Origin of the sequence: Cysteiniphilum marinum (assembly GCF_014857925.1) — a bacterium.
Classification (GTDB): Bacteria; Pseudomonadota; Gammaproteobacteria; order Francisellales; family Francisellaceae; genus Caedibacter; species Caedibacter marinus.
On record NZ_JACYVZ010000003.1, the window covers coordinates 170348 to 192959 of the forward strand.

A 22612-nucleotide genomic window follows, 5' to 3' on the forward strand; every position below is an offset into this window, starting at 1 on the left:
AGGTAATTATGTTTAGTGGTATTGTACAGGAAGTGGCAACAGTCGAGACTGTGTCAGGATCTGATCTGATCACATTGGTGATTCATTCAGAGCAATTAGCAAGTTGCAAAATAGGTGATAGCATTGCTATTAATGGTGTGTGCTTAACGGTCGTTACGTTGGATAAAGTAAAGGGGTTAGTGAGCTTTGAGGCGGTACCTGAAACACTGCGTAAAACTACCTTGGGGCAGCTTATTGCCGGATCGTACGTTAATCTTGAGCTGTCATTACGCTTAAATGATTTTATTGGTGGGCACATGGTGCAAGGTCATGTTGATGGTGTTGGTGAAGTGAAATCAATTACCCATGAGGCAGAGGCTTGGCTTGTGGCTATTTCTGCTCCTTCAGAGATATTAAGATATTTAGTTAATAAAGGATTTATCACCATTGATGGTATGAGCATTACTGTGATTGAAGTTAGAGACGACTATTTTACGGTCACTTTTATTCCGCATACGGTTGATGCCACTATTGTTAAGAATTATCAAGTGGGCACCAAGGTCAACCTTGAAGCGGATCCTATTGGTAAACACATTCATCATTATATGGAGAAAATACAACATGTTTCAAAGAATTAAAACACGCGTTGAAGCGGCGGTTAATGCCCTAAAGCAAGGCAAAAGTATTATTGTAACCGATGATGAAGATCGCGAGAATGAGGGTGATTTAATCTTCCCTGGGCAGCTTGCGAATATTGAGAATGTCAACTTAATGTTACAACATGCCAGTGGTATTGTCTGTTTGGCAATGTCAAAAGCGCATGCCAAACGCTTGCAATTAACCCCGATGGTGCCGGCAGATTTAAACACCAGTCAATTTACAACGCCTTTTACTATTACCATTGAGGCGAAAGAAGGAGTGACGACAGGCGTATCTGCTAAAGATCGTACGCATACGATTCAAGTGGCATCAAACCCTGAGGTTGATCCTAGTGATATTAGTCGACCTGGGCATATTTTCCCATTAGTTGCAAATGATTATGGGGTATTAGGGCGTCAAGGGCACACAGAGGCGAGTGTTGACTTGGTGAAAATGGCAGGGTTTCATCCAGCAGCTGTTTTGTGTGAGCTGATGAATAAAGATGGCAGCATGATGAAAGGCGAAGAGATTGAACGTTTTGCTTTGGCACATGATTTGCCGATATTAAGCATTGAGGAGCTTCGTCTATATCGCTTAGCGACGGAAAAACTCATTATAAAAGCGGCAAGTAGCCTTATTCCTTTTCGTGATTATGGCGAGCTTGAAATGAGTGTTTTCATCGATCCAGTGACCCAAAATGAAATCAAAGTCATAAGCAAAGACATTAAAGATAATCCACTTGTTCGTATTCACTCATCGTGTATTACGGGAGACTTGTTTGGTTCATTAAAGTGTGATTGTCAATCACAACTGCATCATGCATTGCATGAGATTGCAGAGCATGGCGGGATCTTGATTTATCTTGAGCAAGAGGGGCGCGATATTGGCTTGGTCAATAAACTTAAAGCTTATGAGCTGCAGCGGACAAAGCATATGGATACGATTGAAGCCAATGAAGCACTTAATTTGCCAGTAGATAATCGTCGCTATGATCATGCGCTGCAAATCTTGAAATATTATGATATAAAGTCATGTCAATTATTATCAAATAACCCAGAAAAGGTGCAGGCTTTACAAAAGGCGGGTATTGCTGTGCAGGTGCTCGTATCAGAGTCAGATGTGCATGAGCATAATAAAGGATATTTACAAACTAAAAAACAACGGCTAAACCATAGCATAAAAGGAGTATGATAATGCCAAAGATTGCGATTGTTGTGAGTGAATTTAATGCGTTAATTACTGATAAGTTATTAGAAGGCGCACTTGAAGAGGCGCAAAGTCAGTCAATAAAAACGCCAGAAGTTTACAAAGTGCCAGGAGCCGTCGAGCTGCCCTATGCGGCAAAGCAGCTAGCTAAAACTAACAAATATGATGCTATTGTCTTGTTGGGTTGTGTGATTCGTGGACAAACTGATCACTATGATTATGTGTGTATGCAAGTATCACAAGGCACACAAGATGTGATGATGAGCTATGACTTGCCGGTGATTTTCGGGGTGTTGACAACGCATAATAAGGATCAGGCATTAGCACGTGTCGGTGGTGAAAAAGGTCACAAAGGCAAGTATGCGCTGAAAGCCGCATTGGATATGATTAAGCTTAAAAAAGACATTAATGCCTAATTCATTAGGCTTTGATTTCTTGCGTAATTTCATATGCTGGGTAAGCAATTTTGCAATCGGCGTTAGTTTCTATCTTTTCTTTATTCTCCGTTTGATACGCAGGATACCCGCAGGTATATAAAGCATAAGCATTTTCTGTTAGCGTAATCATCGCTATTATTTTAGCTGTGACAAGAAGTATTGCTCTCATAGAGGCGACCTTTTTTAATGTGTTTGAAATGAATGCGAATTATATATATTTAATATTCTTTTGTCTGTTTCAAATGAGTAACAATTGATTTTTTAATATCAGTAAATTGTCATTTAAGAAGCAATATCAACAACTCTTTGATGAATTTGCCAAAAAATCAGTCATTTTTAGTCATATGAACTATATTTAATTTGAGTTACTAATGCATATAATTGCAAGGGATTTAAAAGTACCAATGCTTTTTTGCACAAAAAAATGAAGGAGATATCATGAAAAAGTTACCAATAGCATTAATTTTATCCTCTATTCTGAGTTATGGTTATTCCTCTGTAAATGTGACATTTACAAATAATACAACAACACCAGCTCATATTGATTACACCAATTGCAGCTATCTATCAGGTGCTAAAGGGGATAGTGTTTCAGGAGCAGGGAGCAGTGATAACTCAGTGGTTTATAGCTGTGAAGATAATCAGAATTTGCAAATTGCAAAATATGGTGCAAGTGGTCTAACTGATCAGTGTTATATCAATGTAAATAATGGTGTGGCAACACTAACTAAAAATAAAAATTGTATCACAAGCCAAAACAATCATTTTGCTATTGGCGTGATTAATACAACAGACTTTAAAGCGTTGGCAAATAATGCAAATGAAGTGATCAAATTATTTGTAGCTCAGAAAGAAAAGGCAAATCCAAGTACATATAGTGATTTGCCTGCTAATGTTATTCCTATGAATCAGGAAACTTTAGATTCACGTATAAAAGACCCAGATGCTTATGCTTGGGCATTTCAATATGGATACGACTCAGGTAGATTTCCATTGTTTTATGGGGCGCTTTGCATGCAAAATCCAAGTGCCGTAGGGTGCGCTGATGTGAAGAGTACTATTGTCGGTATTCTGGATGATTTGAAAAAAGTCAGTCAAGATGGTCAATTACCATCGGCGGGACTCTGGGCATATACCATCTCAGGTGTGGGAAAAGACGGCGATAAAGTTCTACCAAGTACCCTTTCTAATTTACCTGCACTTTTGGGACCTACGGTTGTGGCAGAGTATGGATTTAATGGAGACAGTGATTTTTTTAAACAGTTAATTACCCAGCTTGAAAGCTATAAGTTAAGCGAGCATACACCAGCGTCAGCAGGAAATGATGCTTTCCTAAATTCAACTGCACCGTATTTTAATGCAGTATTAGGACTGCTTTCTCAGGCGTTTTTAGTAGGCAAAGGAGAGCTTGGAGCAAATAATACAAATGCTGCATCAGGCTATTTAAGTCAAGCCTCTTTTAATGCTAACTATCGAGCTTGGGTGGATCCAAAGAATGGTTTTGTCAATGAATATCCTTGTGAAGATGGCAAAACCTGTGCAAGGGTGATATTTTCAGTAGAAAATGCACCGCATGATGCCTCGAAAGATACTTGGGCTAATGCTGGGGATAATCCAACGGTATCTGAAGGCATGGCTTATGGGTTATTAATTAGCTATGCTGCAAATGATCAGAAAATGTTTGATAGTTTTGTGCGTTATATTATGTCTGAGTCAGCAGGGTATGGTTGTGCGCTATACTATGATGATCAATGTCATGTAAAAAGTGATTTAATGATGCCTTGGCTTGTAGACGCTACCGGTAAGCCATTTCATTACACATTAGGCGGTGGTTTCTATACCAATGGATCTGCAACCGATGCGGACGTTATTATTGCTTGGGCGTTATCTCTTGCAAATAAGAAAGTTGCAGCAGGGGATTGGAGTAATACGAGCTTCGCATATAATGGTGATCAAGCAAGTTATGATCAGCTATTTGAGTCACTGAAAAAACAAATTGCGCTTTATGATACTTATAACTCAGCTGAGTTCTTTGGGCAAAAACTTGGTTGGTTATATACGCCAGGGAATCAGTGGTCAGATCAGGGGCATGATGTGTTCTATAGTGGTTATAACACGCCGCAGGCATTTGAAGCTTTAGGACAATAACTTCTTAGCTATCTCCTGCTAGTATTTTATCTAATGAACGAATTGCTATGGCAAAAGGGATGACTTGTATTTCATTATCATAATAAGTTTGATCCCCACCATATAACATAATGCATTTTGCCATAGGGTAATCCTTTTGAAAAAGGTTTAATCCTTTAAAATCTTGTGTTGTGAGCTTAGCTTTGCGCTTAATTTCAATGGCATATAAACCTCTTTCGCCATATAAAACAAAATCAACTTCTTGTTGCGTGCGTGTTCGCCAATAATAAAACTCATATCCCCAGAAAAAATAATCATTCAATGCTTTAGCTTGTTGAAAAAATAATGTTTCAAAGGCGGCACCTGAGAGTTCTTCTTCAGAGTCAAGCACTCCTTTGGGGCGAATGGCGCGATACACACCAGTATCAAAATAATAAAACTTTGGCTGTGTAATAACATCACGTTTGGCACGTCGCGTGAAGATTGGCAGTCGATAAGCAATGAGCAAATCCTCAAGAATATCAAAGAAGTTACGCACACTTTGATGGTTGCTACCAATTTCACGTGCAATATTGCTATAGTTAATTGTTTCACCTTGCGAAAAGCTCGCTGTTTGTAAAAACTTTGTGAAAAGAGATAAGCTTCTGGTTAATGCCTCTTGCTGAACTTCCTCTTTTAAATAAGTCTGCACATAACTTTTAAGAAAGTGCTCTGGTTGATTAACATTATACGTCATGGGAAGTGTCCCATACTGTATCGCAAAAGCCAAATCAAAATCATTGGAAAGTTCGATAGCAGTTAATGGATGCATATGATAAGTTAATGCGCGCCCTGCTAGAAGATTAACTCCTTTTTTGCGAAGTGCGCGAGCACTAGAGCCTGTTAATATAAAGCGCTGTCCTTGATGCTCAATAAGGCGATGTACTTCATTAAGTAGGTTTGGAATTTTCTGAACCTCATCGATAATAACCCAATCGTTATAAGTTTTAGGAATTTTACGCGATAATGCTTTTGGATCGCCAAGCAGCTCTGTGTAAGTCGCATCATCGAGTAAATCTAAATAAATGGCCGAAGGAAATGTGTTTTTTAACCAGTGCGTTTTACCTGTGCCTCGAGGTCCAAATAGGAAGACACTTGCTTTCATCTTGGTATCAATGCTAAGTAATCTTTTATACATTATGACGGATCACATTTGATTATAATAGGTGAATAGTATCAGATGAATCATGCAAATTGCAAACTGAGTTTGCAGTTTGCATAAAAAATTGCAAACTCAGGTTGCAATTTTTGATATCTTACCCTGAGCGAAGTCGAAGGGCCTGTGTGCTCGTAGTATGTAAAATGGCTTTGACTGATGTCTTATGAGGCAATGAGTCTGTGTTTTAATTTCCCCCTCACCCGTGCAGCTTAAGCTGCACGAGCGATCCCGCAAGGGGAGAGGTACTATCTGGTGTAACTTATTTATACATCGTTACCAACGTTTATTCAGCAGGAAGATGTTATTTTTTAGATTTAAAACTCATTAAGATCAAAATCACGGCACCAATGCAAATGGCAGAGTCTGCGATATTAAATGCTGGCCAATGGTAATTGTTGATATGAAAGTCAAGGAAATCAACGACATAACCGTGGATCATACGATCATAAACATTACCCAAGGCGCCACCTAAAATAAGTGCTAAAGCGCAAGCAGTGAGGTTTTTATCTTTAGGTAAACGTGATAACCATATTAAGATCACAATAGCGACGATAAGGGCGATGCCAGAGAGGACAATCACTTGCCATGTGGTATTAGCATTACTTAGAAAGCTAAATGCCGCACCATAATTATGCAATAAGGTTAAGTTGAAAAAGGGCAGGACTTCAACCGGTTGTCCATAAGTTAAATTTTGTGAGGCAAGGTGTTTTGTGCCAAGGTCAATAATAATGACAATAATACTTAAAATAACCCAACGCAGTTGATTGTTACGCAAACTCACGTATCTCTCCTTGTTCAGTAGTAATGTTCTCAATACATCTGCCGCAAATATCAGCATACTCGCTATGACTGCCGACATCTTCGCGTCGATGCCAGCAACGCTCACATTTTTGCGCAGTGGACTTCGCAACAACAATGCTTAAGCCTTTGATACTTGAGTCATGCGCAAACTCAGGCTTTTCAGCTAATGGCTTAATATGCGCATCAGAAACGATCAATGCAAAGCGTAGTTCATCTTTAAGCTTAGCTAATTGTGCTAGTAAGGCATCGTTAGTATAAAGCGTGACATTGGCCTCAAGGGATGCGCCTAATACTCCTTCAGCACGCTTGGCTTCAAGTAGTTTGTTGCATTCGGTGCGCACCTCTTGAATCGTTTGCCAAAATGGCAGATCAAGCTCAGCTGATTGTGGCATTTGTGATAAGCCTTGATACCACTCACAGGTGATAAAAGGTGATTTCTCGCCAGGAATAGCATCATAAATCTCATCGGCAGTGAAACATAAAATCGGTGATATCCAGCGTACTAAAGCATGAATGATATGATACATTGCCGTTTGTGCTGACTTGCGTGCCAAACCGTGAGCTTTTGCTGTGTATTGACGATCTTTAATGACATCAAGATAAAAGCTGCCCATATCAATTGAACAAAAATGATGAATCTGCTGTGCCACAACATGAAAGTTATACTCGTCATACGCTTTTATAATTTTCTGTTGTACTTCATCTGCTTTGGCAATTGCCCATTGATCCAGTGCAACTAGTTGGTCAAAGTCGATTAAATCAGTTTGTGGATTAAAACCCTCAAGATTCGATAATAAAAAGCGTGCGGTATTACGTAAGCGACGATAAGTATCAGCGTTACGCTTGAGAATTTCATCAGATACGGTCATCTCGGTGCGATAATCAGTTGCAGCGACCCATAATCTTAAGATATCAGCACCTAATGTGTTAACAACATCCTGTGGTGAGACAACGTTACCAAGGGATTTAGACATCTTCTTGCCATGCGCATCAACGGTAAACCCGTGGGTTAACACTTGTTTATAAGGCGCTTGATTGCGACGCGCTAAGCTTGTCAGCAATGAGGTTTGAAACCAACCGCGATGCTGATCAGAACCCTCAAGGTATAAATCAGCAGGAAATTGCAAATCTTCATTATGCTCAAGAACACAAGCATTTGAGCAGCCTGAGTCAAACCAGACATCAAGTGTGTCGGTAACGCGTTGATAATCTTCGGTTTCAGTAATGAACTGACTATCATCAGCATCAAACCAAGCCTCCACTCCGCCTTTGTCAATAGCGTTAGCAACTTTTTCAATAATCTCTTGCGTTTGTGGATGTAACTCTTCGGTTTCCTTGTGAATAAATAAAGGGATAGGCACACCCCAAGTACGTTGACGTGAGATACACCAGTCAGGGCGATCTTGCATCATCGCTTCAATACGGCTTTGTCCCCAGCTTGGCACCCATTTCACTTCTTTGATGGTTTCTTCAGCGCGTGCACGTAATTTATTTTTTTCCATGCTGATAAACCATTGTGGTGTCGCACGGAAAATAAGTGGTGTTTTGTGACGCCAGCAATGTGGATAGCTGTGCTCTAATTTATTTAAATTAAGAAGGGCATTGTTTTGTGTTAACACTTCAATCACATGATCATTGGCTTTAAAGACAAATTCATTAGCAAAAAGCTCAGTGTTACTGTGATAGCAGCCATTGTTGTTAACAGGGTTGTCAACGGGTAGATCATGCAGTTTACCTAATGCGAAATCCTCAACCCCGTGCGCAGGTGCAGTATGGACAAGACCAGTTCCGGAATCAACGGTAACATGATCACCATGAAGCACGGGCACGATACGATTATAAAAAGGGTGATGTGCTTTTAAGCCGGTCAACTGATCACCTGAAACACTAGCAAGGATATGGTATTCTTCAATACCCGCGCGCTTCATAATTGATTCAACTAACTGTGTTGCAACAATAATATGTTGATCATGATTGAAGTTTACTACGGCATAGCTTATTTCATTATGCACGGCAATCGCCTGATTGGCAGGTAATGTCCATGGCGTTGTCGTCCAAATAACGGCAGATGTGTTTTCAGGTAAAGTCTCTAAACCAAAGCGCTTCGCCCAGCTATTCGGATCAATGATGGCAAATTTAACATCGATAGCAGGTGAGATTTTATCTTTGTATTCAACTTCTGCTTCAGCAAGTGCTGAGCCACACTCAGGGCACCAGTGGACTGGTTTGAAGCCTTTGGTTAAGTGACCATTTGCAATGATCTTACCTAAAGTTCTCACCATATTGGCTTCGTAGTCAAAGTTCATGGTTAAGTAAGGCTTATCCCAGTCGCCTAAGATACCCAAGCGCTTAAAGTCTGTAATTTGGCGCTGTACTTGTTTGGCAGCATATTTACGACATTCTTTACGAAAAGCATTGGCACTAATTTTAGCTCCTGCTTTGCCATGCTTCTTCTCTACTTGCAATTCAATCGGTAAACCATGGCAATCCCAACCTGGGACATAAGGTGCATCAAAACCTGAGAGTGTTTTTGAGCGGATCACCATATCTTTTAAGATCTTATTGACCGCGTGTCCAACGTGAATATCACCATTGGCATAGGGAGGACCATCGTGCAAAATAAACTTGTCTCTACCGGCGAAATGCTCGCGAATCTGTTGATAAGCTTCATCGCTATACCATTGTTTCAAGCGCATCGGTTCTTTTTGCGCAAGGTTTGCCTTCATTGAAAATGATGTTTTCGGCAAGTTTAATGTGCTTTTATAATCTGCCATATTCTACCCTTTAACCCGTTATTTTAAATTGTATTTCAACACCCCGCCTTGTAAGTTTTAGCATCCCTCTTGCAAAAAGGGCAATCAAGCAGAAGCCAATTTTAAATTCCCTTCTTTGCAAGAGGGGTGGCAGCCGCAGGCTGACGGGGTGTTTTTTAAAGTTACATATTTAATTGTATGTAACTCCGATTTTCTATTTGTTTTATATCTTTTTTGTATGTTTTTCAAGCCACGTAAGTGCTGCTAGTTTATCATTATTAATTTGTGTTTTAAGTGCATCAAAGTTTGCAAACTTTTTCTCGCTACGCACAAAATGCAAGAACTCAATCGTAACATACTGCCCATATAAGTCATGTGTGAAATCAAAAATATGTGTCTCTAATAAACGTAATCTGCCACCAACTGTTGGGCGAATGCCAATATTAGCAATGCCATGATATGTTTTATCATGAACATGCACGTTCACAACATAAACCCCTGAAACGACAACGGCGGTTGGCATGGGGATGTTAATGGTTGGAAAACCAATCTTACGTCCATTTTGATCACCATGATGCACGCGACCACTTAGTGAGTAACTATGCCCTAAAAAATGCGCTGCATCATTAAATTGACCGCTATTTAGTAGTTGGCGGATGTGGCTGCTGCTAATGCGTGTATCATCTAAAGTATAAGAAGGGAGGCTCTCTACGCTAAAGCCATATTTTTGCCCTAAGTCTTTAAGTAGCTTAAAATCACCTTGACGCTGATAACCAAAACGAAAGTCATCACCGATAATGACATGTTGAGCATTAAGACCATCAACAAGAATCGTTTTAACAAAGGCTTCAGCTGATAGCATTGCAAGCTTTTGATTAAACTGCAGGCAGAGTACTTGATCGATATTGAGTGCCTTAAATGCTTGGATTTTGTCGCGAAAAGGCGTGATGCGCAAAGGTGCCTTATCTTTTAAAAAAAACTCTTTCGGTTGCGGCTCAAATGTCACCACTGTCGCTTTAGCATTATTGGCTTTAGCCAGTTGCTGCACATGATTGATAATATACTGATGCCCCAAATGCATGCCATCAAAATTACCAATGGTGACAATGCTTGGCATTTGCTCTTTATTGTTATGTAAATCTGCAAATCGTAACAGCTGCATGTTAAATTTGTTTATGCCTAATTAATCGCTTTGATACATGACAAAGCGAGGTGTTAAAAACTGTCAAGCATTGTATACCACCCGCAAACCATTTTACAGTATTTATTGCTTTGCTTACCGGTTCAATATTTCATTCTTGCTGTCTGGAAGAGATATGGTAGACTGATCTTAAGTTTACAGATGTTTCTTGGGGAAAAGATAAGTTGATAATGAAAGAGAATAAATTTAAAGTTTTAATAGTGGATGATGATGAAATAATTCGTGAAGAATTGCAAGAAATACTGCAAACTGAGAATTATGAGGTTTGCTCTGCGGCCAACCCTGTCGAAGCTGATACTATTTTGGAAACTTTTCTTGCGGATTTATTAATTGTTGATTTAAATATGCCCGGCTATGAAAATGGGAAATATTATTGTCGTAGAATTTCTGAAAAGCTTTGCATTCCTGTCATTATTATTACCGCTTCAGAAGATGAACTTGATGAATTAATTTCTTATGAGCTAGGTGCTTTGCAATTTATGCAAAAACCCTTTAGTACGAGAGTTCTTCTGGCTAAGATACGTAATATCTTATCAATGAATAAAGTCAAATCAACTGAGAATGAAAAAAATTGGCAACTTGATATGAAGGAATTACAGTTAATTAATCTTGAACAGAAACTTAAAATTCCACTTAATATAAATGAACTTAAACTGCTGTCATACCTAAATGAGCATATTGGTAGTTCATTATCACAATATGATATTGCAAAATACGTTTATGGGCGCGACCTACACCCAGAAGATAGAATTGTTTCAACGTTGATTTCACGCTTTAGACAAAAACTCAAAGACAATAATTGTGCTTACTTAATTGGTTTTACAAGAGGGCTTGGCTATAGTTTAAAATATCCAATTCAACTGAAGTAAGAAGATGATGAGCCAAAACTTAAAACGTACTAGGTATAAACTTAAATTTAACATTGTCTTATTGTGTGGATTTTCTCTAAATCTTATCTTAATGTTTTACTTTTATATTAACAGCTTTCTTGATCATGATAGAAATCAGCGCATCATTGCTTCAAGTATGATGAACTTTATTGGTGAGCTTAATCATCTGAATTTTAATCAGCGTGAAAAAAGCTATCTAACCGAAATATTGCCAAGCTCAAGTAACCAGTGCATGAATGTCAAAGTGTTACCGCTACCAGAATACTCTTCAGATTATATTCATATTGATGTCTCAGGTAATATAAGTGCGCAAAAGATCGAGAAAGCTTTGGAGAGTATACGCTTCTGGGAAAACAATGTGATATCTGTTTATGCAAAGCCTTTAGGTGCATGGATAGTATTAGAGTTACCAAGAATAAGATTTCCTTGGGTTGGCACTTTATTCATTCTTTTACAGCTTTTTGCGATGCTATATGTTGCAATGTATCTTATTAATGGACGTTATTTGCTGCATGCGATGGAGAAGATGTTTGCTTTAGAAGATAGATATCGACTGAAATTACCCACACTTGAAAAAGGTGTTGTATCACATTCTAGCTTGTACATGTTACGTAAATCAGCACGCTATATTGAAGCATTGATTCTGAAGGTTCAAAATTTAAGTGAGACGAAAATGCGTACTATGGCAGCGCTCGCGCATGATATAAGAACACCTTTAACTAGAATGGAGTTGATGCTATACAAAGTTAAAGATGATGTGCTTAAAGAAAAAGTTTTTACACAAATTGATGATATTAATAGAATTTTGCGTAAAACAATTCATTATGCCAATCAAAGGCATTTAAATGCACCAAAAGTGATTGTAGATTTATATGGATTGGTTAGAGAGACTGTTAAATCCTATCAAGAACATAGCATAGAAAGAGTTTCTTTTATTGATGAGACTGTAAATCAAGAGTATATGATGCTAGGTGCTCCAGAAGAGCTTACAAGCGCATTAACTAATATCATTAATAATGCACTAAAGTATGGCAAAAATGTTGTAATTAGTATGAAGTATCTCAGAAAAAATATTCTTATTGAGGTGATGGATGACGGTATTGGTGTGCCAGAAGGTATGCTTGGTAATATATTTTTGGCGTTTTATCAAGGACAAATCTCAAGTTCTAAAGGAAATGGCTTAGGTTTGGCAGTAACTAAAGAAATCGTTGAAGATCATGATGGCAAAGTATATGCCAAAAATAACTCATTAGGAGGTCTTACGGTGACTATGAAATTTAAAATAAAGCAAATAAGAAAAATCAAATAAAATAAAATCAATCAAAGTACCATAAGCGCTCTTTAACAAGTTGTAATCGAAAGAATTCCTCTAGTAGTTTGTTGATTTGTAGTGGTTGATCAAGTGATGAGATATGTCCAGCTGATACTACCTCTACAAACTGCGCTGTTGGTAATCTTTGAGCCATCAACTCACCTTCATGCGTTGGACGATAGCAATCTTCCGATCCGGTGATGATTAGAGTTGGAATATCAACTTCGCTAAATGCATCTAAAAGGTTCATGCGATTTTGCCGTTCAAAAATCATTTTTCCTAAGCGAATTAACGAAGATATATCTAAACTTTTGTTTTTTAGATGAGTTGTAAATTCATCAACCAATGTTTTATTATTTTCCTGAGTATGTATGGAAAAAAAACCAGGTACGATTTGCTGAATAATATTCTCAGGAATAGCCCCCAATTTTTCAATTGCATTAAACATCATTAAAAATTGTGCTTTGTTAGCAAGGGGCTCCTCGCCTAGAAAAGTGTTCATTAGAACAATGGACTTGATTGACAAAGGATATTTGTATGCAAGTTCTGCTGCCCACATACCACCAACAGATAAGCCAATAATTGCAAACTGATCATCTAATTTTAGATGTCTCATAAGTGTCATCATATCATCTGCAATATCAGATAAATCATTATTTTCACGTGGGAGCGCATCAGATTGCCCATGCCCCCACAAATCAGGAACAATACATCGATAGGATTTACTTAGATGATGTAATTGCGGTGCCCACATTTTATGATCCCATAAGTAACTATGACCAAATAAAATAGGAAACCCATGACCAATATCTAGATAACGAAGCTCTTTTCCTTTTATTTCTAATGTTTTCATCATTAACCTCCATGATTTATTACAGTATATAAAGTTTTTTAAGTATAATAAAAATCGTTTTTGCTGTGATGACTTATCATGATAATCCTATATAACTAAGTCACATGTAAAGTAAGTCAAATGATCCGTAGTGATTTGTATATTTTTGCCGAATAAATGTATGCATCGGTATTTTACGGTATGTTTCTAAGACTTAATTTTTCCGGATAATGTGAGATTGTTTTTTATATTAATTAAGGTTTTTATTTATGCATGATGGCCGTGATGACGTCATTTCTCTAGAAGATATTATTGGGTTTATTCTTAAAAACTGGCGTAGTATAGCGTTATATTTTATGATATCTATGCTCATGTCATTAGGGGTGGCGCTTTTATTAAAAAAAGATAAATTAGAGTTTTACGTCAGAGTAAAAGCGCCTATGGCACAATATCGAGTTGAAGTTGATTTACAACCTTTTTATTTGGGGGAGAAATTTCGCTTAAGAAAACTAATTGAAGCAGAATATATTCCCGATTTTATCGCAAGTAAGATGCAAAGTTATCGTCAATCAGAAAATGTCGCTAAGTTTAGCCAATTGATAAAGCTATTACAACTTAAGCCAGAGAAGACATCACAAGAAGCTGATAATTTAAGTGATTTTATTGTGCTTATATCAGGTGTAACTATTTTAGATCAGGCGTTTTTGAATGAAGTGTTATCATCTTTTGTAACCTATCTGAAAGAAAGGCTCAAAAATGATATAGATGCTGTGAAGGCTTCTATTACGATGAAAATTGGAGATCTAGGTGAAGATTTATCTTCTCAACAGAAAATTATAGAACAAACATACCAAAATAAGGTAATAGAAGTAAATAATGACTATGAGGAAAACTTGATAACATGGCAAAAAAAATTGGTATTTGATCAGTCTAAAAAGCAAGAGTTAGAAAATCAGATAACGCGCATTGAAAGCAATATCAATGATAACGAAGAAAGTGGTTACTTTTTTTTAAAACAAAATTTCTTATATGACAAGCTCTATAGTCTGGATCAAGAGATATATAATTTTAATTTTAATCTTCAGCATAAAAAGTATTTTTTAGAAACGCAATTAGCTGAGTTATCTGCAGAGCGCAAGCTTAAATTAGTACAGTTAGAAAATAAATATAGGTTAGAGGTGAGAAATTATCAAGAGCTATTACAAAGTGTTAATCAAGGTGGCGTTATTTATTTCCTTAAAGCAGCACCTAATGGTTTAAGCCTTCCTATAATTCTAGTCTTATGTATGATAATGAGTTTATTCTTAGCACTGTTAGTTGCATTTATGGTTGATGTGGTTACTCGGGTTATATGTGGTAATAAAACTAAATAGTCTGAAATATCGTATTAAAGAGCATCAAAAACTTTCTCGACACTGGATGCCGTAAAATCATTTATGAGTGCTATGGTATCACAGTGTATCTTAAATTTAATCGTTAACTCAGGTTATAGTGTGAAAACAGCATCCGGTAGTTCATCGTTTGCTATTTTGACTATAAATAATTTATAAAGGATTTAGGTAGCTTGATATGATAGGAAAATATATACGTTTTGGTTTGGGATGGTTTGGTCTATTAATAATTTCGGGTGCATTTATTGCTGCTTATTATTACACGAGTCAAGATCAGAGCATTGATTCAACAAAATGGGTGCCCAAAGCTGAAATGATGACGTATCGTGCTCAAGTGAAGCCTATAGTGTATATAAAGTTCGAGAATGGAAGGTTCTCGGCTTTTGATGATTCAAGTTCTATTGTTGGTAGATACTATGATGTATCGCATATGTTAGATATTACCGAAAATGGAAGCGTACAAATAACTCATAGCTCTTTTTTGAAGAAAATACAGCAGGCCCATTATTTTAAGCAAAATAATGGTGTTTTATATCTTTTGAATGAAAGTCGTGAGCAGATAGAAATACTCTATAGGGTATAACTTCAAACGATGATGATGAGGAGGATGATACATCGATTGATATATTATCAGCAACATTTTTTAATAAATAATTGCAGTTATGTATTTTAGAATAGATCTATGCTTTTAACAACACTCCGTTAATTAAAGCTGGCTCCTTCTTTTTGCAAGAAGTATGTCAAGTTTGAGAAATTGAGTGTTGAAATAGAAAATATGTATAACCGTAGTAAATAATAATTATTTAATGTTTCATTAAATATTTCAACGATGCCTTTTAGTGTAGGAAATAGGGAAGCTATATGTCATTTAAGAAAACAATAATACTTTCATCCATGTTTTGGTTTGCATCAAGCGTCGGTGCTAATACTAAGTTACCAACCTGTGAGAATCTTCAAGGTAGTACGCTAAAGCCTTTCTGTTTATATGATAATGATTGGGGAGCTGATATGCCAGTAAACCTGCCATTTAATAATAATGTAATGATAAAAAATACTATTTACCATAATAATAATTATTTCAAAAATGAGGATGTTGATAGCATGATGTCAGCTCTCAATTGGACGGATTATGAGAAAGAACTCGTGCTAATTTATACATTACATGGTGATGCATTACATGGTGATGTGGGGTCATGGCAAAATGTAAGTTATAGAATTGGAAATACTCAAGAAGTATTAACGGTCAATGATTTGAAGAACACAGGCATGAGAAGGGATATGAATACAACGCTTGATATATTCTTTGTTGGTAATAAAATAGCAGATCGTTTTGGTCTCCCTGTTGATAAAATTAAATACGATATTAGGCCTGCATTTGTGTCGAAAGAAGTTGCTGATACAACAAAAAGTGGTGATGAAATAGATATATATCTTAGTGATCTAGGTCTAGGTATGTTGTTTGGAATATTCTTAAATGGGATCGAGTTGAGTAGATATTCGATAAATGTAGATACTCGATCTAGATGTCTACTATACAATGGTGATGTGATTGTAGGTTTTGACTTTGAGGAATGTGATCTTCAAGTCACTTTGTATAACGCTTCTGTTCCAAATGCTGCTGATTCTGATGGTGTTCCAGGAACATCTGATGGTACTTGTGGTATTTCACCTGATTCACCCTTGTATGGATACTTTCAACCTTGCGCTATTTATCGTAATAGCAACAACCAAGTACCTATTCGTATACAATTGAATGCTTATAATTGGAAGAAGGTACCAGGTGGATTCGAACGTGGCGAACCAGTTAATTTACCTAATACTTTAGCTCAATACTTAAATTTCACTTTTGAAGTAAAGAATAATAGTACGCAAACTGCACCTGAGTATAATTTGCCTAACATTGCTGAGAAAGTCAGGTTTGGAGATAGGCGAAATATATATACTTTAGGCTCTTCTAGTGGTTGTCAAAATGGTATAGAAAATTTAATACCTAAATATCAACAAACAAAGAGTCATGAAGCTTTAGGTATTATTAAATATGTGACTGCTGATAAGAAGTTTAATTCGCTAGTTAGCAGCTATCCTATTTCAATAGAAATAAAATCTGTAGCAATTGGTAGTCAAAGATTGTTACCAGAGAATTATGAAAACTTAGGGATAGTTAAACTCGATTTGCTAAAAGATGAGCAATTAAATAAGGATGGTACAACAGCCCTTGATAATCAGGGAAATATACCAATCCTTGGTGGTGATGCGTTAACCCTGAAAGACAAATTTTCTCATGATTATACATTGCCAGGTGTATCTAACTCTGAATATTTCTACGCTTATGTGTATAATATTCTAACACCAAACAGTTCAAGAGTTACAGAGGATAAAAAACTATGTTTTGCAAAAATTGACTTAAAAGCGTTTAAATCATTAAAGAATACTTCTTACCCATTAGATCCTAATCAGTATTTAAAGCCAGAAGCTACTCATAATGTTAATCCTCACCTCTTTATAGAAAAGTATAATAGTAAATGGCATTTTGATCCAAGAGGCCATAATACAAGCTATATATTTAATAATGGGTTGCAAACATTATTTGGCATCAATAGCGGGACTTTTGCCGGAATTAGAGCGAAAATTGACCAGTCATATAGTAGAACAGATGAACATACAACTGTATGGGTTGATAAAGACCCTAAGATTGAGCGTAATAAAAGAGTAATTTATGGTGGAACCTACTTTAAGGTTTTTGGTTATCATGATCTGCCAGAGCTTTTGTTCCCACAACGAATAGTTGTAACAACGCAACATGGCACGTCATATCAACGCCATATCGCTTTAGGTGAAACAACGCCGGGTGAAGATCCTTCTTCCAATTATTATGATCTCACTGGTTCTGATACTCAATATCGCGCTTGGTCACAAATAGATTAATATATACATAATGACTATTTTTTAGGAATCATAATGAAAAGTTTTATAATATTTAATGTACTCTTGTATTTCTTCGTTGTTTTTGGTTATGCGCAAGCACAGAGTAATATATCCCCAGAACAAAGATCTGGGCAACAAGATAACAAAAAAGAATTAAAATCTAATCAAACGAGTCCGGATTCTAATGCCTATAATTTTGCATCAGGGCAAGTTAATCAGCGCTCTGGAAGTTATCAGTATAAAAAAGCAGTTGCTGGAATGTTGGTTGCAGATAAAGAGAAATTTCAGTTGAGTTTGAATTATGACAGTAGCTCACGTAAGAATTACGGTTATGGTGAAGGGTGGTCTTTCAATCTAACACATTATGATAAAGATACAAAAAAACTATATTTATCCGATAGTGGAACACTTTTAGAGATCGATAAAGAGAATGTTACTCAAGGTAGTCAATATTATCGAAAACACGATATTCAATTAGTACAAGACGAAAATAATGCAGAATATTTTTTTATAATTTACAAGAATGGCATAATAGAGCATGTCGCTCACAATGGTTTAATGGATAAAAGATATTATGCTGATGGTAGTGTATTAGAATTTTATTATGAGGATGGTATACAATCAGCTAAAGTCAAATCTATCTATAGCCTAAAGCCAAATGGTGACTATGGTCATACAGGTATTACAGTAAGTTACTCTAATCAGTCGGTTATTATTGATAGTATTTATTATATAGATGTTAAGCAACGTCAGAATGAAAAAAAATATCAAACTGTTAAGCTAAATTTAGCAGATGGAGATGAGGGTAATAAGCATTTAGTTGGTATCGTAGATGAGCCTAATAGCGCAATCAATCAAGAATATAAATTTGAGTATAATCCACAAGGCGGTACTTGCAGTTCTACTTTGCCAGGGATGAGTAAAATTATTTATCCAACAGGTGCTTATGAGAAATTAACCTATAATTCATTGGAGATAACAGGGACAAAACCTATTAAGGATCAGATCAATACAATTTGTGTTATTGGTGAACATGGTATCTATTCAGCAAGAGATGATGAGATAATAAAGTCTACATATTACACTTATAATTCAGATGATAGTGATAATAATTTTTCAGGTTATCCTGTAGTTGAAGCTTCTGAGTTTGGCTTTCATGGTGATAAACTTGCAGATTTAAAGGGTAATTTTACTTATGAAGTAAGTCAAAGAACACCACTAAATAAGAACAAACAAATATATAATAAATTTCACCTTTCATTATCTGAACAACTTTATTCTGATGAGTTAATGTTACTAAAAGAAGTTCAAAATGAATATGGCAATATTTTAGACTTAGAGTCCCCAATTTCAAATATGCCAGCAAACTATGATATGCCTACTAAGATCACAACAATTATTCATGGCAAAACTAAAAATAGTAAAAAGCTAATTACCTATCAAAGTTATGATGAGTATGGCAATTTAATCAAAGAAGTTGATAGCTATGGACGAATGCGTTTGATAAGTTATTATTCGACAAAAGCAAAAAATTCTTTAGGTTACTTAACGATTAATAATCAATTACTAGAATTTAATTTTAGTCGCTATCCACAATATGAATTAATATTGCCATCAAAAACAAATGGAAACAAAACTACTGATCAAACAATTATCTTAAAGAAATTCACATATAAAGTAGTTCTTAATAAGGGTGCTGGGCTTGTAGTACAAGATACACTTCAAGAGGGTCATATCAGTGAATATGACATTGAGTCTATTGATTATACCAAAAACATACAAGATGCTACTGAAATTATTCAAAAAATCGTTGGTGATAATGACGCTAAAGTAATATATACAGCTAAGAGTAGTTGGACGTATTTTGACGAAGATAACTATGTTGACACACCTTTATTCGGATTGAAAAAAGAAAAAACGACAGAGAATCTTGATAGCGAAATAGTGGATGGTCCTCAAAAAATTACTGAATTATATGACTATGATTTTGATGTGGTTCTTTTCGAGAATCAAGAAAATGTAATTCCTGTTAAAAGATTATCCAAAATGTCAGGTAATGTTAGCAATAAAGGTGAAAATAGCCAGCTTAAGCGTACTAAATATATATCACTTTATGATAATAAAGAAATTGCAACTGAAGATAGTTTTGGCAATATTGAATATAAAGAATATGATGATTTAAGGCGACTAACAGATCACTATTTTTATCCCAAAGGAGATCGAAATAATTCAAAAAGCATGGTCAATAATTATATTTATTGTAATGGTAAAAAAGCTAATAATGCTTGCGTAGAAGGTGAGATTTCAATTATTGAAATTTCTGATAGCCCAGATGGACAGTCTTATAGAGTAAAGACAGTTTATAATGGTATAGGTCAAGAAATAGCGCAATATGTGGATGATTTAGATAAAGAGGGAAAACGAACTAATCAATTCTTTAAAATAAATGATACACATTACAATAATGATGGTCTTGTTGATTATGTTAGGGGATATGACAAAGGAAGTTACCCTGATGGCACATTATTTACTTTTGAGAATAAACAATGCTTCTATTATGATGAGTTCAATGACGAAAGCATGACGCTAGACCTTAATACAGGACTAATAAAGGTCATAGAGCGTAATCTTATGAAAAATGAAATCAAACAATATGCCGTGAATATTAATCTTCAACAAAAGGCAAGTGATGATTGTCCTGATATCAACGATTTAAACTTAGAAGGTGAAAAAACAGAGATTAGTTATAGTAAAACAGATGATGATGGTAATGTGCTTGTATCATATGTTGAAAACCCAGATAAAAGTATAGGGACTAAAGTAGAAAGTGCTTATGATCAAATGGGTAGAATATATCAAACAACGTCAGCATTAGGAGGCGTGGTTACTTATAACTACAACCAAAAAGGCCAAGTCATTAAAAAACTTATGCCAAATAAGACAAAATTAATAAGCCAGTACGATTTTCTGGGAAATGAGATTGCGATCTCAATCGCAGAAATTGATAAAAAAGATGATGAAGTTTATCTTTTAGGCAAAAGATCATTTAATGCTTTAGGACAGCTACTATCAATTGAAAATGTAGAAGGTTATAAAAAAGAAAATACGTATACAGAGTATGGTGATGTAGAGAGCATTTTAAATGAGTTTAACACGCGCTTTGTGATCAAGCGTGATGAAGCGACAAAACAGGTGAATTGTAGTTATGTTGAAGGTAAGGTCGAAGAAACCGATTGCTTGAGTTTACCATTTTCAACAGCCTATACCAAAGACAAAAAAACAAATGTAAATAAAACTATTGAAGATAAGACTGGAAAGTATGAGTATTTTTATTCGAGTAATAATAGATTAACAAAAGTAGTATTTACGCCAAAATTTGGTTCATCCTCAGGGCGGACTTTAACTGCAGAGTATCATTATTCTCTCAATGGGCAATTATTGTCATTTAAGGATTATCAGAATAATCGTTATAGCTATTACTACAATAGCTTGCATCAAAAAATTGAGAAAATTAATTTAGAGCTGTCAAATGGCTCTCAAAATAATGAGTATATGCAATTTAATTATGACGATCCATTTTATCGTGTGACAGATGTTAAGTTAAATGATGGCAATATTTCTGTTACACGTAGTATCGACTATAGTAAACTGCCGCAAAGTTTGACTCTCACAAACAAAGTCGGATCAGACAAGACTCAATTGTTGAGGTATACCTTTACAAATAAAGATAATTATTACTCAGGAACAGTGAGTAGAAAAGAACGGATTGATAGTGTTAATAGTCAAACGCAATTATCAGATGAGCGTTATGAGTATGATGATATTGGCAATTTATCAGCATATAACTGTAGTGGTAGGCTTTGTCCTGCTGATATTTTAGGCAAAACAATTGAAACACAAGTATATACTTTTGATAGGTTTAATAATATTGCGACAGTGACTCAAGATACACTAGATGGCGAATCTAATACGACAACATATCATTACAATGAAAGTGATCCAACACGTTTGAGTTACTATGAAAACAGTAATTCTAAATATGGAGTAAGAAGTCAAAATATTCAATACAATGAAGCAGGTAGTATTATTAAAGATGATCAGGGTAATCGCTTGATTTATAATGAATTGGGACAACTTATTGAGTTTCAAGGTAATGAAACAGTTAAGTATGCCTATGATGCTCAGGGTAAGCAAATAATGCAACAAGTTAATAGTGAAGATCCTGTTTATATGTATTATTTAGGTGATCAACTAATCCATGAATCACAAGGCAATAATTGGCTTACTTATCTTCAGTCGTTAGACGGTACAGTTGGGCAATTAATGCCTAATGGTGAAAGAATTTATCATCTACAAGATATTGCAGGATCGATACTTCTAAGCTTCAAAATTAACGCAAAAAATGAGAGTGAACTAGTCTCTCAAAGAAATTATTCTCCTTATGGTGTGGTCAAAGAGTTTTATTTGCAAAATGCTTTTACTAGACAACTTAATGATATTACTAAACTGCATATTGGTTACAATAGTATCCGTACAGATTATGTAACAAAGTATCAATATTTAGGTAATGGTTATAGAGCATATAATCCGGTCTTAAAGCGTTTTATGCAATATGATTCAATGTCGCCGTTTGATAAGGGTGGTATCAATGGTTATTCTTATGCTTTAAATAATCCGATTATGTATAAAGATCCAAGTGGCCATTTTGGTATTGTGGCACTAGCTATAAGTATCCTAATAACGGCAGTTACTACCACAGTTAATGCGATGCAAGTTGCAAAAGCAACTGGAGATTATTGAACGACAATTATCTTTGCCGGTCGGCGACATTTATCTTTGCCGGTTTTGAGTAAATGAAATATGGTAACCAGCATAGTTAAATATCATTCACAAGATAACAAAAATTATGTCAGGCAAACAT

At 35.8% G+C, this 22612-nt stretch carries 16 protein-coding genes; 10 read left to right on the forward strand and 6 right to left on the reverse strand.

All coding sequences use genetic code 11. The features are described from left to right. Positions 1-8 precede the first annotated feature (8 nt). Genes IE867_RS03270 through ribH form a run of 3 tightly spaced genes read left to right on the forward strand, consistent with a single transcriptional unit; the run spans position 9 to position 2240 of the window. The gene (locus tag IE867_RS03270) at positions 9-617 is read left to right on the forward strand and encodes a riboflavin synthase (protein ID WP_192483347.1); all 609 of its coding nucleotides are present in this window, start codon (positions 9-11) and stop codon (positions 615-617) included. Next, complete coding sequence (ribB, locus tag IE867_RS03275) at positions 601-1809, forward strand: 3,4-dihydroxy-2-butanone-4-phosphate synthase (RefSeq protein ID WP_192483348.1); 1209 nt, start codon at positions 601-603, stop codon at positions 1807-1809. The genes IE867_RS03270 and ribB overlap by 17 nt, the downstream gene beginning before the upstream one ends. A 2-nt stretch (positions 1810-1811) precedes the next feature. Further along, a complete protein-coding gene (ribH, locus tag IE867_RS03280; RefSeq protein ID WP_192483349.1) occupies positions 1812-2240 on the forward strand; it encodes a 6,7-dimethyl-8-ribityllumazine synthase in 429 nt (142 codons plus the stop codon). A 4-nt stretch (positions 2241-2244) separates the two neighbouring features. Here the strand turns inward: ribH and IE867_RS03285 are convergent, their stop codons facing one another. Next, positions 2245-2430 (reverse strand): hypothetical protein, encoded by a 186-nt coding sequence (locus tag IE867_RS03285; protein ID WP_192483350.1) that lies wholly within the window; start codon positions 2428-2430, stop codon positions 2245-2247. A 269-nt stretch (positions 2431-2699) separates the two neighbouring features. On the opposite strand from IE867_RS03285, the gene IE867_RS03290 reads away from it, so the two are divergent. Beyond that, positions 2700-4409 (forward strand): glycosyl hydrolase family 8, encoded by a 1710-nt coding sequence (locus tag IE867_RS03290; RefSeq protein WP_192483351.1) that lies wholly within the window; start codon positions 2700-2702, stop codon positions 4407-4409. A 4-nt stretch (positions 4410-4413) separates the two neighbouring features. On the opposite strand, the gene IE867_RS03295 is transcribed toward IE867_RS03290, so the two are convergent. The 4 genes from IE867_RS03295 to ribF form a co-directional block, all read right to left on the reverse strand. Then, positions 4414-5565: an ATP-binding protein gene (locus IE867_RS03295; RefSeq protein ID WP_192483352.1), complete on the reverse strand. Its 1152-nt coding sequence runs from the start codon at positions 5563-5565 to the stop codon at positions 4414-4416. 322 nt (positions 5566-5887) lie between these two features. Beyond that, a complete protein-coding gene (lspA, locus tag IE867_RS03300; RefSeq protein ID WP_192483353.1) occupies positions 5888-6367 on the reverse strand; it encodes a signal peptidase II in 480 nt (159 codons plus the stop codon). Next, the gene (gene ileS, locus IE867_RS03305) at positions 6354-9161 is read right to left on the reverse strand and encodes an isoleucine--tRNA ligase (protein ID WP_192483354.1); all 2808 of its coding nucleotides are present in this window, start codon (positions 9159-9161) and stop codon (positions 6354-6356) included. Before ileS ends, lspA begins: the two co-directional genes overlap by 14 nt. A 202-nt stretch (positions 9162-9363) precedes the next feature. Beyond that, on the reverse strand, positions 9364-10302 hold the full coding sequence (gene ribF / locus IE867_RS03310; RefSeq protein ID WP_192483355.1) for a bifunctional riboflavin kinase/FAD synthetase: 939 nt from the start codon (positions 10300-10302) through the stop codon (positions 9364-9366). A gap of 209 nt (positions 10303-10511) precedes the next feature. Between ribF and IE867_RS03315 the strand changes: the two genes are divergently transcribed. After that, on the forward strand, positions 10512-11210 hold the full coding sequence (locus IE867_RS03315) for a response regulator transcription factor (RefSeq protein ID WP_192483356.1): 699 nt from the start codon (positions 10512-10514) through the stop codon (positions 11208-11210). 91 nt (positions 11211-11301) lie between these two features. Next, a complete protein-coding gene (locus IE867_RS03320; RefSeq protein WP_192483357.1) occupies positions 11302-12540 on the forward strand; it encodes a sensor histidine kinase in 1239 nt (412 codons plus the stop codon). Positions 12541-12547: 7 nt separating this feature from the next. Here the strand turns inward: IE867_RS03320 and IE867_RS03325 are convergent, their stop codons facing one another. Next, positions 12548-13399, reverse strand: a complete 852-nt coding sequence (locus tag IE867_RS03325) for an alpha/beta fold hydrolase (RefSeq protein ID WP_225629943.1) — start codon at positions 13397-13399, stop codon at positions 12548-12550. 245 nt (positions 13400-13644) lie between these two features. On the opposite strand from IE867_RS03325, the gene IE867_RS03330 reads away from it, so the two are divergent. From IE867_RS03330 to IE867_RS03345, 4 genes are all read left to right on the forward strand, one after another. After that, positions 13645-14748, forward strand: a complete 1104-nt coding sequence (locus tag IE867_RS03330) for a GumC domain-containing protein (protein WP_192483358.1) — start codon at positions 13645-13647, stop codon at positions 14746-14748. A gap of 196 nt (positions 14749-14944) precedes the next feature. After that, positions 14945-15349: a hypothetical protein gene (locus IE867_RS03335; protein ID WP_192483359.1), complete on the forward strand. Its 405-nt coding sequence runs from the start codon at positions 14945-14947 to the stop codon at positions 15347-15349. A gap of 278 nt (positions 15350-15627) precedes the next feature. Further along, positions 15628-17691, forward strand: a complete 2064-nt coding sequence (locus IE867_RS03340) for a hypothetical protein (RefSeq protein WP_192483360.1) — start codon at positions 15628-15630, stop codon at positions 17689-17691. 33 nt (positions 17692-17724) lie between these two features. After that, positions 17725-22491 (forward strand): RHS repeat domain-containing protein, encoded by a 4767-nt coding sequence (locus IE867_RS03345; protein ID WP_192483361.1) that lies wholly within the window; start codon positions 17725-17727, stop codon positions 22489-22491. Positions 22492-22612 lie beyond the last annotated feature (121 nt).

Coding starts and splice junctions, on each gene's coding strand:
- IE867_RS03320 (WP_192483357.1), top strand. CDS start 11,302: ATGTTTTACTTTTATATTAACAGCTTTCTTGATCATGATAGAAATCAG.
- ribH (WP_192483349.1), top strand. CDS start 1,812: ATGCCAAAGATTGCGATTGTTGTGAGTGAATTTAATGCGTTAATTACT.
- IE867_RS03340 (WP_192483360.1), top strand. CDS start 15,628: ATGTCATTTAAGAAAACAATAATACTTTCATCCATGTTTTGGTTTGCA.
- IE867_RS03345 (WP_192483361.1), top strand. CDS start 17,725: ATGAAAAGTTTTATAATATTTAATGTACTCTTGTATTTCTTCGTTGTT.
- ribF (WP_192483355.1), bottom strand. CDS start 10,302: ATGCAGCTGTTACGATTTGCAGATTTACATAACAATAAAGAGCAAATG.
- IE867_RS03290 (WP_192483351.1), top strand. CDS start 2,700: ATGAAAAAGTTACCAATAGCATTAATTTTATCCTCTATTCTGAGTTAT.
- IE867_RS03335 (WP_192483359.1), top strand. CDS start 14,945: ATGATAGGAAAATATATACGTTTTGGTTTGGGATGGTTTGGTCTATTA.
- ribB (WP_192483348.1), top strand. CDS start 601: ATGTTTCAAAGAATTAAAACACGCGTTGAAGCGGCGGTTAATGCCCTA.
- IE867_RS03270 (WP_192483347.1), top strand. CDS start 9: ATGTTTAGTGGTATTGTACAGGAAGTGGCAACAGTCGAGACTGTGTCA.
- IE867_RS03295 (WP_192483352.1), bottom strand. CDS start 5,565: ATGTATAAAAGATTACTTAGCATTGATACCAAGATGAAAGCAAGTGTC.
- IE867_RS03325 (WP_225629943.1), bottom strand. CDS start 13,399: ATGATGAAAACATTAGAAATAAAAGGAAAAGAGCTTCGTTATCTAGAT.
- IE867_RS03315 (WP_192483356.1), top strand. CDS start 10,512: ATGAAAGAGAATAAATTTAAAGTTTTAATAGTGGATGATGATGAAATA.
- IE867_RS03330 (WP_192483358.1), top strand. CDS start 13,645: ATGCATGATGGCCGTGATGACGTCATTTCTCTAGAAGATATTATTGGG.
- ileS (WP_192483354.1), bottom strand. CDS start 9,161: ATGGCAGATTATAAAAGCACATTAAACTTGCCGAAAACATCATTTTCA.
- IE867_RS03285 (WP_192483350.1), bottom strand. CDS start 2,430: ATGAGAGCAATACTTCTTGTCACAGCTAAAATAATAGCGATGATTACG.